General features: G+C 62.9%; 11 protein-coding genes. 8 read left to right on the forward strand and 3 right to left on the reverse strand.

Annotation, left to right across the window (positions count from 1 at the left end):
* Positions 1 to 40 precede the first annotated feature (40 nt).
* The 4 genes from DWV00_RS29730 (at position 41) to DWV00_RS29745 (ending at position 4,524) form a co-directional block, all read left to right on the forward strand.
* Entirely contained in the window at positions 41 to 1,633 is a 1,593-nt protein-coding gene (locus DWV00_RS29730; RefSeq protein WP_115537201.1) for an ABC-F family ATPase, read from the forward strand.
* 148 nt (positions 1,634 to 1,781) lie between these two features.
* The gene (locus DWV00_RS29735; RefSeq protein ID WP_115537202.1) at positions 1,782 to 3,206 is read left to right on the forward strand and encodes an aldehyde dehydrogenase family protein; all 1,425 of its coding nucleotides are present in this window, start codon (positions 1,782 to 1,784) and stop codon (positions 3,204 to 3,206) included.
* A gap of 227 nt (positions 3,207 to 3,433) precedes the next feature.
* Positions 3,434 to 4,087 carry a LysM peptidoglycan-binding domain-containing protein gene (locus DWV00_RS29740; protein ID WP_220274747.1) on the forward strand — a complete coding sequence of 218 codons (654 nt, stop codon included), beginning with the start codon at positions 3,434 to 3,436 and terminating at the stop codon, positions 4,085 to 4,087.
* A 23-nt stretch (positions 4,088 to 4,110) separates the two neighbouring features.
* Positions 4,111 to 4,524, forward strand: a complete 414-nt coding sequence (locus DWV00_RS29745; RefSeq protein WP_245965089.1) for a lysozyme inhibitor LprI family protein — start codon at positions 4,111 to 4,113, stop codon at positions 4,522 to 4,524.
* A gap of 128 nt (positions 4,525 to 4,652) precedes the next feature.
* On the opposite strand, the gene DWV00_RS29750 is transcribed toward DWV00_RS29745, so the two are convergent.
* On the reverse strand, positions 4,653 to 4,856 hold the full coding sequence (locus DWV00_RS29750; RefSeq protein ID WP_115537205.1) for a DUF1289 domain-containing protein: 204 nt from the start codon (positions 4,854 to 4,856) through the stop codon (positions 4,653 to 4,655).
* A 401-nt stretch (positions 4,857 to 5,257) separates the two neighbouring features.
* Between DWV00_RS29750 and DWV00_RS29755 the strand changes: the two genes are divergently transcribed.
* The 4 genes from DWV00_RS29755 to DWV00_RS29770 all read left to right on the forward strand — a co-directional run bounded on the left by DWV00_RS29755 (position 5,258) and on the right by DWV00_RS29770 (position 9,356).
* Entirely contained in the window at positions 5,258 to 6,355 is a 1,098-nt protein-coding gene (locus tag DWV00_RS29755; RefSeq protein WP_115537206.1) for a polyamine ABC transporter substrate-binding protein, read from the forward strand.
* Between the two features lie 96 nt (positions 6,356 to 6,451).
* Positions 6,452 to 7,615, forward strand: coding sequence for an ABC transporter ATP-binding protein (locus tag DWV00_RS29760; RefSeq protein WP_115537207.1), 1,164 nt, complete (start codon positions 6,452 to 6,454; stop codon positions 7,613 to 7,615).
* Positions 7,612 to 8,538, forward strand: coding sequence for an ABC transporter permease subunit (locus DWV00_RS29765; RefSeq protein ID WP_115537208.1), 927 nt, complete (start codon positions 7,612 to 7,614; stop codon positions 8,536 to 8,538). Before DWV00_RS29760 ends, DWV00_RS29765 begins: the two co-directional genes overlap by 4 nt.
* Positions 8,538 to 9,356, forward strand: a complete 819-nt coding sequence (locus DWV00_RS29770; protein WP_115537279.1) for an ABC transporter permease subunit — start codon at positions 8,538 to 8,540, stop codon at positions 9,354 to 9,356. The genes DWV00_RS29765 and DWV00_RS29770 overlap by 1 nt, the downstream gene beginning before the upstream one ends.
* Positions 9,357 to 9,406: 50 nt before the next feature.
* On the opposite strand, the gene DWV00_RS29775 is transcribed toward DWV00_RS29770, so the two are convergent.
* Both DWV00_RS29775 and DWV00_RS29780 read right to left on the reverse strand, forming a co-directional pair.
* Positions 9,407 to 10,876 (reverse strand): efflux transporter outer membrane subunit, encoded by a 1,470-nt coding sequence (locus tag DWV00_RS29775; RefSeq protein WP_115537209.1) that lies wholly within the window; start codon positions 10,874 to 10,876, stop codon positions 9,407 to 9,409.
* Between the two features lie 2 nt (positions 10,877 to 10,878).
* Positions 10,879 to 13,998, reverse strand: a complete 3,120-nt coding sequence (locus tag DWV00_RS29780; RefSeq protein ID WP_115537280.1) for an efflux RND transporter permease subunit — start codon at positions 13,996 to 13,998, stop codon at positions 10,879 to 10,881.
* Between the last annotated feature and the right edge of the window lie 45 nt (positions 13,999 to 14,043).

Genomic DNA, 14,043 nt, shown 5'->3' on the forward strand with positions numbered 1-14,043 from the left:
TATCGAGTTTTTCGCCGATCACCATTCGAAGGGACGCGCCGTGCTGTCTACCGCCAATATCACCATGCAATTCGGGCCGAAGCCCTTGTTCGAGAACATCTCGGTCAAGTTCGGCGAGGGCAACCGCTACGGTCTCATCGGCGCGAATGGCTGCGGCAAGTCGACGTTCATGAAGATCCTCGGCAGCGATCTCGAGCAGAGCTCGGGCACCGTCATGCTCGAGCCGAACGTTCGCCTCGGCAAGCTGCGCCAGGATCAGTTCGCCTACGAAGACATGCGCGTGCTCGACGTCGTCATGATGGGCCACACGGAAATGTGGGCCGCGATGACCGAGCGCGACGCGATCTACGCGAACGCGGAAGCGACCGACGACGACTACATGCATGCCGCCGAGCTCGAGGCGAAGTTCGCCGAATACGGCGGCTATACGGCCGAGGCTCGCGCGGGCGAGCTGCTGCTCGGCATCGGCATCGCCATCGAAGACCACAACGGGCCCATGAGCAACGTCGCGCCGGGCTGGAAGCTGCGCGTGCTGCTGGCGCAGGCGCTGTTCTCGAACCCCGACGTGCTGCTGCTCGACGAGCCGACGAACAACCTCGACATCAATTCGATCCGCTGGCTGGAGAACATCCTCAACGAGTACAACTCGACGATGATCATCATCTCCCACGACCGGCACTTCCTGAACCAGGTCTGCACGCACATGGCGGACATGGATTACGGCACGCTGAAGGTCTATCCGGGCAACTACGACGACTACATGCTGGCGTCGACGCAGGCCCGCGAGCGCCAGGCCGCGGCCAATGCGAAGGCGAAGGAGCGCATCTCCGATCTGCAGGACTTCGTGCGCCGTTTCTCGGCGAACAAGTCGAAGGCCCGTCAGGCCACGAGCCGCCTGAAGCAGATCGACAAGATCAAGATCGAGGAATTCAAGCCGTCGTCGCGCCAGAATCCGTTCATCCGCTTCGAGTACGAAAAGAAGCTGCACAATATTGCGGTGGTGGCCGAGCGCATTACGAAGCGTTACGAGCGCACGATCTTCCAGAATTTCGATCTGAGCGTGCAGCCGGGCGAACGCATTGCGATCATCGGCGAGAACGGCGCGGGCAAGACGACGCTGCTGCGCTCGCTGCAAGGCAACCTGACGCTCGACGGCGGCTCGATCAAGTGGGCCGAGAACGCGAACGTCGGCTACATGCCGCAGGACACGTATGAAGAATTCCCGAGCGATGTCACGCTGACCGACTGGATCGACGACTACCGCAAGGAAGGCGATGACGATCAAATGGTGCGCGGCACGCTGGGCCGTCTGCTGTTCAACGCCGACGACATCAGGAAATCGGTGAAGGTGCTCTCCGGCGGCGAGAAGGGCCGCATGATCTGGGGCAAGCTCATGCTGGGCCGCCACAACGTGCTGCTGATGGACGAGCCGACGAACCACATGGACATGGAATCGATCGAGTCGCTGCAGATCGCGCTCGACAAGTACGACGGCACGCTGATTTTCGTGTCTCACGACCGCGAGTTCGTGAGCGGCTTGGCCAATCGCATCATCGAAGTGCGCACGGACGGCACGCTGTACGACTTCGGCGGGAATTACGAGGATTTCCTCGCGAGCCAGGGCGTGCAGTAAGGCGGCATCGCAGTTCTTCCGCTAGGGCCGGTGCAAACCGATCGTCGGCTGCTCCGGCCCTAGCTTCCTAGTGCGAGTTTGACGCAACGTACCTAGGGCCGCTGAGTAAAATGTGCGAGTCGAAACCCACAAGGTGAGCGCTCGCAAAATGAAGATCTACGAACATCTTTACATCGGCGGAAAATGGCTCGCGCCTTCGGGCACGGGCACCATCGACGTCATCGATTCCGGCACCGAAGCGGTGATGGGCCGGATCCCCGAAGGCACGGCGGCCGACGCCGAGGCGGCCGTCGAGGCCGCAAAGCTTGCCTTCGACAACTGGGCCGCGACGCCCGCGGCTTCTCGTGCCGACTACCTCCAAAAAATCGCGGTGGCCCTGAAGGCACGCACCGACGAGTTGGCCGCGGCGATCTGCGGCGAAGTGGGGATGCCGCTCAAGCTCGCCCGCGCGATTCAAGTCGGAAGCCCCGTCTACAACTGGAACGTCTACGCCAAGCTTGCGCGCGAATTCGAGTTCGAGGCGCGCGTCGGCAACTCGCTCGTGGTGAGGGAGCCGGTAGGCGTCGTGGCGGCTATCACCCCCTGGAACTATCCGCTCAACCAAATCACGCTGAAAGTCGCCGCCGCACTGGCCGCGGGCTGCACCGTCGTGCTCAAGCCTTCGGAAGTCGCGCCGCTCAATGCGTTCATCCTGGCCGAGGCGATTCATGAAGCGGGGCTGCCGGCCGGCGTGTTCAATCTCGTCAGCGGCTATGGGCCGGTGGTCGGCGAGATTATCGCGAGCCATCCCTTCGTCGACATGGTCTCGTTCACGGGCTCCACGCGCGCTGGGAAGCGGGTTGCCGAACTTGCGGCGGCGAGCGTGAAGCGTGTGGCGCTCGAACTGGGCGGGAAATCCGCCTCGGTCGTGCTCGATGACGCCGATTTCGCGGCCGCGGTGAAAGGCACGGTTGCCGCTTGCTACCTGAATTCGGGCCAAACGTGTTCGGCGCACACCCGCCTCATCGTCCCGGAATCGCGTTACGAGGAAGTGAGCCAGCTTGCGAAGGCCGCGGCCGAAACCTACTCGGTTGGCGACCCGCGCAGCGAGGGCACGCGCCTCGGGCCGCTCGCGTCCGCCGTGCAGCTCAAGCGCGTGCGCGAGTACATCGAGCGCGGCATGGCGGAAGGCGCGGAACTCGTGACGGGGGGCGCGCAAATGCCCGAGGGGTTGGCGAAAGGGTTCTTCGTCAAGCCGACCGTCTTGGGCCGCGTGCATCCGAAAGCGACAATCGCTCAAGAGGAAATCTTCGGGCCGGTGCTGTCGATCATCACCTACAAGGATGAAGAAGAAGCCGTGCGCATCGCCAACGATTCGCTCTACGGTTTGGGCGGTGCGGTTTGGGCGGGTACGGACGAGCGGGCGATGGGCGTTGCACGCCGCATCCGTACGGGGCAAATCGACATCAATGGTGGCGCCTGGAACGCGCAAGCGCCGTTCGGCGGGTATAAGCAATCGGGGTATGGCCGCGAAAACGGTACGTACGGGCTAGAAGAGTACCTCGAGTACAAATCGATGCAGTTACAGCCTTAGAAGCGGGCGAGCTAAGAGCCGCGCTTAGGCTTGACTCGACCCGCTCGCCAATTTCGGCAATACAGTCGGCAGATCCGTGTTGATGCTCTTTCGGATACAAACACGAAGACTGTCGGCTGACCTGCCTCCTCGCCCCGTCCAACTCGAAAATCTTCGCGAAAGGGCGTCGGACTCGTCCGATTCTTCGTCGTATCTCGTCTCCCCGATTCATTGATCAGCAAGCATGTTTGTCCGACCGAACCCTGTCGTCATCAACGGGCAAAACGCAGTCGCAGAGTGGTAGCGCTCGTCTCGAGCGACAGGCTTGGCTGCTTATCAAGGCAATGTTGTGGGTCGAGACTGGCGCGGACGATCCTGAGTGGGAGCGTAAGCCGATACAAATAGGGGTGCCAGGCGATCCGGGGTTGATGTCATTGCTTTCGGGCCGGGAGGGCGGCGACCGAATTCTGCCGCCTAGCTGGAAAGGGCTTCTGACGCCGGGCTCGGTGAGAGCCATTCCAGCCCATAACATTCGGGCGGGCATCGCCTATTTGCTCATGCGGATGGCAAAGTTCGAGCATGGAAGCGTGGTCGGTGCCGACAAGCGCATCTACGAAGTGAGTATCAATCCGGGAGACAGTTTCGACAGGGTCGCGAAGACGCAGGGAACTACCGTGGACATTTTGAAAAAGCTCAATCCGACGGCCAATACCCTCCGGCCCGGACATTCTTTGAAGTATCAAAAGGCATCGGTTCAACGTGTCATCGTGGGCTGGCGGCCCATATCCGCGACGTCGATTGCCCAGCGCTATAACGGAGGGGGCGACCCCAACTATGCCAAGAAGCTCGACCTTGCACTCGAGTTGGTGCGCAATCGGAGGACTACACTGTGCGGGCAATGACGCCTATCGGTTTGGGCCTGGTCATGGCCATTCTTTTGCCAAGATTGGTTCTGGCGGCTTCGACCATCCCTGCTTTGACCGAACGCGCTCTGCGCGAGGAATGCAGCACCTCCTCGCAAGCGAGAATGCTCGCTTGCATCGCGAAGAGGGCGGGAGAAAGCCAAGAATTGTTGCGAGACGCGGAAACAAATGCGGCCCGCGCCCTCGCCGGATGGGACGAGGACGACCGATACGTAAATCAAGCAAAAGCGAGACTCGGACGTTCGAACAAGGAATTTGAGAAGTATCGCCAGGTTCAATGTGACTTCTCCTCGTCGCTCGTTGGAGGCGCCGCCGGCAACAGTCACGAAATCGACCGTCTCGCTTGTTTGGCGGAACTCAACAACAGGCGGGCAGAGCAGTTGCGCGATGAAATCTCGGCATTGCCGACGCGGTAGGTCTGCCGGATAGAACCTGAACCCTTGACGTCGTTTCGGCGTTGGCTCACGAGTCCGCCGCCTGCAACCCGGCGGATGAGAAGTCGAGCCAGCAGCATCCGGCGTTTTTCATTCCCAGAAATGGCCGCTCAAAGCTTGTCGTTCTTAAACCGCATCGCCGTGCCTTCGCGCTCGATGCGCTCCCAGACGACCCGTTTCTCGGCGTCGCTCAAGAAGACCCAATTGGAGACTTCGGTGGCCGTACGGCCGCAGCCTTTGCAGATTTCGTCGAACAGCGTCGAGCAGACGCCGATGCAGGGGCTGTCGGGCAGCGCGTGGAGGTTGGAAGCCATTGAAACCGTTCTCATGTGCAGGGGCTGCCCGTATGTTAGCCGAGGCCGCGCACCCTGGGCCAAAGCCCTTCGGCAAGCGGGGCCGACGAGCGGGGCTGGGGCGGCTCGTGCTGAAGGCTATCCGAAAGGCGAAAAGAGCATTTTTTCGAGTGGACAAGGGCCCATAACCCGATAAAATTGCGCCCGATTCGGAAAGGCGCGCGCTGTCCGCCAAGTTTGCGCGGCGAGGGCAGGCGCACGGTTGTGCCGTTTGCGCGACAGCCGGTCCGAGCGGCTCGCATTTTTGTGCCGCGCGTCAATGAATGATGGTAGCTTTCGGGTTTTTCAGAGGAGCCGCGGGCGTTGCATCGCGGCATGGGCGGGGTCGAGGCCGGGCAAACCGGCCCGAATCGGAGAACGGAATGAAAAAACAGGTGATGGGCGGGCTTGCTGCACTAGTATTGTGCGCGACGCCGTGGGTAGCGTCGGCCAAGGATACGGCACTCAACGTTTATAACTGGTCCGACTACATCGCCAAGGACACGATTCCGAACTTCGAGAAGCAATCGGGCATCAAGGTCCGTTACGACAACTACGACAGCGACGATACGCTGCAAGCCAAGCTGTTGACGGGCAATTCGGGCTACGACATCGTCGTGCCGACGAGCAACTACGCGGGCAAGCAAATCGCCGCCGGCATCTTCTCGCCGCTCGACAAAGCGAAGATGCCGAACCTGAAGTATCTCGATCCCCAGTTGATGGGGCTCGTCGCCGGCGCCGATCCGGGCAACAAGTACGCCGTGCCTTGGGCCTACGGCACCACGGGGCTCGGCTACAACGTGACGAAGGTCCAGCAGATCCTCGGCAAGAACGTGCCGCTCGACAACTGGGACATCCTGTTCAAGCCCGAAAACATTTCGAAGCTGAAGGCCTGCGGCGTGTCGGTGCTCGACGCGCCCGATCAGTTCTTCGCCGCGGCGCTTCACTATATGGGCAAGGATCCGATGAGCACGAACCCGGCCGACTATCAGGCCGCGCTCGCGATGATGAAGAAGATCCGGCCGTACATCACGGAGTTCAACTCATCGGGCTACATCAACGATTTGGCCGGCGGCGACATCTGCTTCGCCTATGGCTGGTCGGGTGACGTCGTGATCGCCAAGCACCGTGCGATCGAAGCGAAGAAGCCGTACAAGATCGAGTACTACATCCCGAAGGGCGGTGCACCGATTTGGTTCGACGTGATGGCGATTCCGAAGGATGCTTCGCACAAGGACGCGGCGCTCCAGTGGATCAACTACATCGAGACGCCGCAAGTCAACGCCGCGATCACCGATGCCGTCTACTATCCGACGGCCAACGCCGAGGCGAGGAAGTACGTCGATCCCAAGATCGCCAACGATCCGGCCATCTATCCGTCGCCCGATGTCCTCAAGACGCTGTTCTTGCTGAAGCCGCTGCCGCCTGAGATTCAGCGTCTGCAAACGCGGCTGTGGACCGAATTCAAGACGGGCCGATGATTTCGTCGCGGTGCGCGGCAAGCAGGTAGTCATGAAGCCCCCGGTGCCATCGCCGGGGGCTTTGTACGTCAAACGAGTGGAGTCAAGCAGCACATCATGAGCGATCAGTCGAGCTCGCAGCCGTCCGCCGGCGCGCGCCCCGCAGGTTCAACTTCGGCCGACAACGTATCGGCCGACAACTTTGTGCAGATCGTCGACGTCGTCAAGAAGTTCGGGGAAACGGTCGCGGTCAAGAACGTCAGTTTGTCGGTGGCGAAGGGGGAACTGTTCGCGCTGCTGGGCAGTTCGGGTTGCGGAAAGTCGACGCTGCTGAGAATGCTGGCCGGCCTCGAATCGGTCAGCGCGGGCAAGATCTTGATCGACGGGGAAGACCTCGCTGCGATGCCGCCGTTCAAGCGCCCCGTCAACATGATGTTCCAGTCGTATGCGCTGTTCCCCCATATGACGGTCGAGGCGAACGTCGCATTCGGTCTCAAGCAGGAAGGCGTGCAAAAGGCCGAACTCAAGGAGCGCGTGAACAATGCGCTCGACCTCGTGCAGATGGGGCGGTACGCGAAGCGCAAACCGCACCAGCTCTCGGGCGGCCAGCAGCAGCGCGTGGCGCTCGCGCGTTCGCTGGTCAAGCGGCCCAAGCTGCTGCTGCTCGACGAACCGATGTCGGCGCTCGACAAGCAGATTCGGCAGCGCACGCAGATCGAACTCGTGAACATTCTCGATGGCGTCGGGGTGACGTGCATCATGGTCACGCATGATCAGGAAGAGGCGATGACGATGGCCGATCGCCTCGCGGTGATGAGCGAAGGTGAAATCGTTCAGCTCGGCACGCCGCATCAGGTGTACGAATATCCGAATTCGCGCTTCTCGGCCGAGTTCATCGGCTCGACGAATCTATTCGACGGCCGCGTCGTGGAAGACGAACCCGATCACATCTTCGTTGAAACCACCGAGCTGCCTTGCCGTCTCTACGTCAATCACGGCATCACGGGGCCGCTCGGCATGTCCGTGACGATCTCGGTGCGTCCCGAACGGATCGCGCTCACGCGCAAGCCGCCCGAAGGCGCCTATAACTGGGGGCGCGGCACGATCGCCAATATCGCCTACATGGGCGGCTACTCGCTGTACCACGTCGAGCTCGATTCAGGGAAGACCGTGGTGGCGAACGTCTCGAGCCTCGCGCTGACGGAAATCGATTCGCCGACCTGGGGCGACGAAATCTATGTGCGCTGGAGCGCATCGGCCGGGGTGGTGCTGACGGCATGAAAACGCTGCTCGCCCTCTCCACGTGGCCGGCGCGGCGCTTTCGGCTGACCGGCGGCACTGCCGTCGTCGCCGGGCCGTTCATCTGGCTGCTGATGTTCTTCTTCGTGCCGTTCCTGCTGGTCGTCAAGATCAGCTTCGCGGAGCTGCAGCTCGGCATTCCGCCGTACACGGAGCTCGTCGCCGTCAAGGACGGTGTCGTCCAGATTTCGTTGAACATCGCGCATTACGCGTTTCTGTTCACGGATAGCCTGTACTTCGCCACCTACGTCAACTCGGTGCTCGTTGCGGCCGTCACGACGCTGCTCTGCCTGCTGCTCGGCTATCCGATGGCGTACTACATCGCGCGCTCGAACCCGAACTCGCGCAACCTTTTGATGATGGCCGTGATGCTGCCGTTCTGGACGTCGTTCCTGATTCGCGTCTACGCGTGGATCGGCATCCTCAAGAACAACGGCCTGCTGAACAACTTCTTGATGACGATCGGGCTCATTCACACGCCGATCGAACTCTATCGCACGAATACGGCCGTCTATATCGGCATGGTTTATTCGTACCTGCCGTTTCTCGTGATGCCGCTTTACGCGCACCTCGTGAAGATGGACATGACGCTGCTCGAGGCGGCGTACGATCTCGGCGCCAAGCCGTGGAAGGCGTTCCTGCAGATCACGCTGCCGCTCTCGAAAAACGGCATCATCGCAGGCTGCCTGCTCGTGTTCATTCCGGCGGTGGGCGAGTACGTGATCCCCGAACTGCTTGGCGGCGCGGACACGCTGATGATCGGTCGCGTCATGTGGAACGAGTTCTTCAACAACGCCGACTGGCCGATGGCGTCCGCGGTGACCTGTGCGATGGTCTTGCTGCTGCTCGTGCCGATGGCGATGTTCCAGCACTTCCAGGCGAAACAACTCGAAACGCGGCGATGATCAAACCGAACCGTACATTGCAGGTGACGGCGCTCGGCGTCGGTTTCGCGTTTCTCTACATTCCGATTCTGAGCCTCGTCGTCTATTCGTTCAACGAGTCTCAGCTCGTGACGGTCTGGACGCATTTTTCCACGCGCTGGTACGCGGCGCTCGCGCAGGACGACGAACTCATCACGGCGTTCTGGCTCTCGCTGCGCATCGCCTTGCTCACGGCATTCGCGTCGGTGTTCATCGGCACGTGGGCGGGCTTCGTGCTCGCGCGGATGGGGCGGTTTCGCGGCGCCACGCTGTTCAGCGGCATGATCAACGCGCCGCTCGTGATTCCGGAAGTGATTCAGGGCATCTCGCTGCTGCTGCTGTTCATCGAGATGGGCAAGTGGATCGGGTGGCCCGAGCGGCGCGGGTTCGTGACGATCTGGATCGGCCACGTCATGCTGTGCATGTCGTATGTCGCCATCATCGTGCAATCGCGCGTGCGCGAACTGAATCCCTCGTTGGAGGAGGCCGCGCTCGATCTCGGCGCGACGCCGTTCAAGGTGTTCTTCGCGATCACCTTGCCGTTGATCTCGCAGGCGTTGATGGCCGGGTGGCTGCTCTCGTTCACCCTGTCGATCGATGACCTCGTGCTGTCGGCGTTCTTGTCGGGGCCTGGGTCGACCACGCTGCCGCTCGTCGTATTCTCGCGCGTGCGGCTCGGGTTGAATCCGGAGATGAACGCGCTCGCCACGTTGTTCATCGGCGTCGTGACGGTGGGCGTCATCGGCATCAACTACTTCATGCTGCGCGCAGAGAAGCGTAGGTTGGCAGGCCTCGCCTGAGCCGATAGGGCGGCGGAGCGTAACCGCTCCACCAGCCCGCGTTTTGAACCTCACTGGGCCTGTTGCGGCGTTCCCATCGCTTGATAGAGCACCGCCGTGTCGCTCAGCCTGCGTCCGGCCGAGCGGATGGCGCTCAACTGCTCGTTCCAGTACTGCTGCTCGCTTGCCCGTACGGCCGAATCCGCTACCGCCCCCAGCTTGCCTCGCGCAGCCGTTTCGTCGAACGCCTGCCGCGCCGCGTCGGCCGAGGCGTTCGCTGCTGCCGAGGCTTGCGCATCGGATTCGAGCGCGGCAAGCGTATCGGCCACGTTCTGGAAGGCCGACAACACCGTGGCCTTGTACTGATCCGCAGCCGCGTCGTAGAAATCGATCGCCGCACGCCGCTGCGCCAGCAGAGCGCCGCCGTGGAACAGCGGCTGCGTCAACGACCCGCCGATACTCCACAATGCGCCGGCCCCCGAAAGGGCGACCGGCCAACTGAAGCCGCCTTGCCCCATCGAGGCCGTCAGCGACAGGCTCGGGAACAGCTGCGCGGTCGCCACGCCAACCTCGGCCGCGGCGGCTTTGAGCGAGGCTTCGGCCGCGGCGATGTCGGGGCGCGTGTGCAACAGCGAAGAAGGGACGACGACCGGGACATGTTCGGGCAGCGTCAAGCTCGCTAGCGGCGGAATGTCCGGCACGGCGTCGGGCGATCGGCCGATCAGTACCGCCAATGCATGGCGTGCCGCCTGACGCTGCTGACGCAATGCCGGCAAGCTCGCCTCGAGATCGAACGCATTCTGTTGCGACGCAAGTGCTTGCGCATGCGACACGGCGCCGAGCGCGTAGCGCCGGGCATCTTCTTGCGCCGTCTGCCGCGCCAGCACGATTAGCCGCCGGGTTGCGCCGACTTCATCGTCGAGCGCTGCCGCATTGATCGCGGTCGTCACGATATTGGCCGCCAAAGCGCGGCGCGCGGCATCGAGTTCGAACGCCTGCACGTCGACGCGGGCGTGGACCGCCGCGTTGGCATAGCGGACCGCGCCGAACAAGTCGAACGTGTAGTGCGCCTCGAGTTGCCCGACGAAGACGTTGTAGCGCACGGTGGGCGGTCCTGCCTCGGGAATCCCGAGCGCACGCTCGCGCGTTGCTTGGCCGCTCGCGTCGAGGGTCGGCAGTAGCGACGCACCGATCTGCGCGCGCAATTGCTCGCGGGCGCCGGCCAGCGATTTTTCGGTTGCCGCGAGCGTCGGGCTGTGCTTGAGGCCTTCGTCGACGAGCGCGTCGAGCTGCGCCGAGCGATAGAGATGCCACCACTGCGGCACTGGCTGAGCGCCCACATCGAAGCGTTGAGCGACGCCGCCGGCCGCCGCCGTTTGCTCGGGCAATGCGGTTTGTCCGTAATGGGCGGGCGAAGGCATGGCCGGCGGCTCGCCGTTCGGTCCGAGCGAGCAGGCGGCGAGCGTCATTGCCAGCGCCGCTGTCGTTGCGAGCGCGAGGGTGAGCCTGCGGTGTTCCGAGGGGATACGCAAGACGTTCATGTTCAGTTCCCCGTATGCGCTTCGGCGTCAGGCGGCGGGTCGCGTTCATCGAGCCGCACTCTGAACGAGGTGGCGTAAAGCGCGGGCAAATAGAAGAGCGTGAGCACGGTCGCGCTCGTGATGCCGCCCATCAGCGCCGTTGCCATCGGCCCGAAGAAGTTCGAGCGCAGCAGCGGGATCAGCGCGAGCACGGCGGCCGCGGCCGTTAGCGTGATCGGCCGGAAGCGGCGTACGGTCGCGCCGACGATCGCATCGAACCGCCGATGGCCGGCCGCGATGTCCTGCTCGATCTGATCGACGAGAATGACCGAGTTGCGCATGATGATGCCGAACATCGCGATCACGCCGAGCATGGCGACGAAGCCGAACGGCTTGCCGAAGATGAGCAGCGTCGCGACGACGCCGATCAATCCGAGCGGGGCGGTCAGCACGACCATCAGCACGCGCGCGAAGCTTTGCAACTGAATCATCAGCAGCGTCAGCACGGCGATCGCCATCAGCGGCATCTGCGCATTGATCGATGCCTGACCCTTCGCGCTTTCCTCGACGGAGCCGCCCACTTCGATTCGATAGCCGAGCGGCAGCGAAGCACGGATCGGTGCGAGTGCCTGATCGATGCCGTGCGTGACGTCGATGCCCTGGGCATTGCCGCGCACGTCGGCTTGCACCGTGATCGTCGGCTGGCGATCGCGCTCCCAGATCACGCCGTATTCGAGCGTGTTGCGCATGTGACCGAGCGAGCCGAGCGGTACCGGCCCGTTTGGCGTCGGCATCGCCAAGCCAAGCAATCGCGCCGGATCCACGCGTTCTTGCTTGGGTGCGCGCAGATCGACGCTAATGAGCTTGTCGCGCTCGCGAAATTGCGTGACGGTGTAGCCCGAAAGCGTCATCGCCAGGAAGTTCGAGACGTCCTCCGAGGTCACGCCGAGCTGGCGCGCTTTGTCTTGATCGACCTCGAACGTCATCGAGCGTTCGGCCGGCTCGTCCCAGTCGAACTGCACGCCGCGCGTGCGGCTATCGGCTCGCATCGTCGCCGCGACTTTTTCGGAGATGGCGCGCACCGTGGCGATATCGTCGCCGCTCACGCGAAACTGTACGGGATAGCCGACGGGCGGGCCGTTCTCGAGCCGCGACAACCGCGTGCGCACACCGGAGAAGTCGCTTTCGAGCCGCGTATCGAGCCAGCGCGAAAGCTTGTCTCGATCTTCGATCGATTTGGCCGTGACGACGAACTGCGCGAAATTCGGCTGCTGCAGTTGCTGATCGAGCGGCAGGTAAAAGCGCGGCGCGCCGGTGCCGACATAGTCGACGAAATGGTCGATTTCCGGGCGCCCGCCGAGCGTCTGCTCGAGCCGTTTCGCTTGTCTGAGCGTCGCCTCGAACGAGGCGCCTTCGGGCAGCCGCATATCTATGAGCAGCTCGGGCCGGTCCGAACTCGGGAAGAACTGCTGCGGCACGAGCGAGAACGCGGCGAGCGCGGCGACGAACAGCACGACCGTGATGCCGAGCACGACGAAGCGGCGCTCGACACACCAGCTGATCCAGCCGGACAGCCGGCGGTAGAAGCGCGTGTCGTAGATATCGTGTTCATGGTCGTGCGCTTCGCCGGCGGCACGCTTGCGTTCGGGCAGCAAGTGGTAGCCGAGCAGCGGAATCAGCACGACGGCCGCGATCCACGATGCGATAAGGGCGATGGCCGACACCTCGAAGATCGAACGCGTGTACTCCCCCGTGCTCGACTTGGCGAGCGCGATCGGCAGGAAGCCCGAGACGGTGACGAGCGTGCCCGTGAGCATCGGAAAAGCCGTGCTCGTATAGGCGAACGCGGCGGCACGCGTGCGCTTCCACCCTTGCTCGAGCTTCACGGCCATCATTTCGACGGCGATGATCGCATCGTCGACGAGCAGCCCTAGCGCGAGCACGAGCGTGCCGAGCGAGACCTTGTGCAGACCGATGTCGAACAGATACATGACGAGCGCGGTGACGGCGAGCACGATCGGGATCGAGATGACCACGACCATCCCCGTGCGCAATCCGAGCGAAACGAGGCTGACGATCAGCACGATCGCGACGGCTTCGCCGACGGCTTCGAGGAAATCGTCGACCGAGTGCGACACCGCATTCGGCATGCTCGACACCTGCTCGAACGTGAGGCCGGCGGGCAGATGGGCGCGCAGTTGCACCGCCGCTGCATCGAGCGCCTTGCCGAGCCGAATGACGTCGCCGCCCGGCTGCATGGTCACGCCGATCCCGAGCACGGCGTGCCCGTGGTCGCGCATCTCGGTGACGGGCGGATCGTCGTAGCCGCGCTTGATCGTGGCGATGTCGCCGAGCCGCACGCTGCGGCGTCCGATCGGGATCAACGTGTCGGCCAGCGCGCGTACGTCGCCCAATTGACCGCTGGGACGGACGAATACGCGATCGTCGTGCGTCGTGACGGTGCCCGAGGAGGCCACGGCGTTTTGCGAGGCGATCGCTTGAGCCAACTGCTGCGGCGAGATGTTCAGACGCGTGAGCTGCGCGTTCGTGATTTCGACGAAGATGTGCTGATCGGGATCGCCGAAGTAGTCGACCTTGGCCACGCCGGGCACCCGTAGCAGGACCGTGCGCAATTCGTCGGCGTAGTCGTGGAGCTGCGCCGGCGAGAAGCCATCGCCGGCGAGCGTGTAGATGTTGGTGTAGACGTCGCCGAACTCGTCGTTGAAGAACGGTCCGACGACCCCGGGCGGCAGCGTCTGCGTGATGTCGCCAACCTTTTTGCGGACTTGATACCAGGTTTGCGGCACGTCCTTGACGGGCGCCGAATCCTTCATCGAAAAGAAAATCATCGATTCGCCGGGCCGCGAATAGCTGCGCTGGAAATCGATGTACGGCATCTCCTGCAGTTTGCGCTCGATGCGGTCGGTCACCTGATCCTGCACCTGCCGCGCGGTGGCGCCGGGCCAAAGCGTGCGGATCACCATGACGCGGAACGTGAAGGGCGGATCCTCCGATTGCGCGAGACGCGTATAGGCCAAGATGCCCGCGAGCGTGGCCAGCACGATCAGGAAGACGACGAGCGCCTGGTGCCGCAGCGCCCATGCCGATAGATTGAAGCGCCCCTCGTCGTGCGTGCTCGTCACAGCGGACGCGGAGGCGGGTGAATCAGCCGCGCTCAGCGCATGCGA

Origin of the sequence: Trinickia dinghuensis, assembly GCF_003367175.1 — a bacterium.
Taxonomy (GTDB): domain Bacteria; phylum Pseudomonadota; class Gammaproteobacteria; order Burkholderiales; family Burkholderiaceae; genus Trinickia; species Trinickia dinghuensis.

Coding starts and splice junctions, on each gene's coding strand:
- DWV00_RS29735 (WP_115537202.1), top strand. CDS start 1,782: ATGAAGATCTACGAACATCTTTACATCGGCGGAAAATGGCTCGCGCCT.
- DWV00_RS29745 (WP_245965089.1), top strand. CDS start 4,111: ATGGCCATTCTTTTGCCAAGATTGGTTCTGGCGGCTTCGACCATCCCT.
- DWV00_RS29750 (WP_115537205.1), bottom strand. CDS start 4,856: ATGGCTTCCAACCTCCACGCGCTGCCCGACAGCCCCTGCATCGGCGTC.
- DWV00_RS29755 (WP_115537206.1), top strand. CDS start 5,258: ATGAAAAAACAGGTGATGGGCGGGCTTGCTGCACTAGTATTGTGCGCG.
- DWV00_RS29760 (WP_115537207.1), top strand. CDS start 6,452: ATGAGCGATCAGTCGAGCTCGCAGCCGTCCGCCGGCGCGCGCCCCGCA.
- DWV00_RS29765 (WP_115537208.1), top strand. CDS start 7,612: ATGAAAACGCTGCTCGCCCTCTCCACGTGGCCGGCGCGGCGCTTTCGG.
- DWV00_RS29775 (WP_115537209.1), bottom strand. CDS start 10,876: ATGAACGTCTTGCGTATCCCCTCGGAACACCGCAGGCTCACCCTCGCG.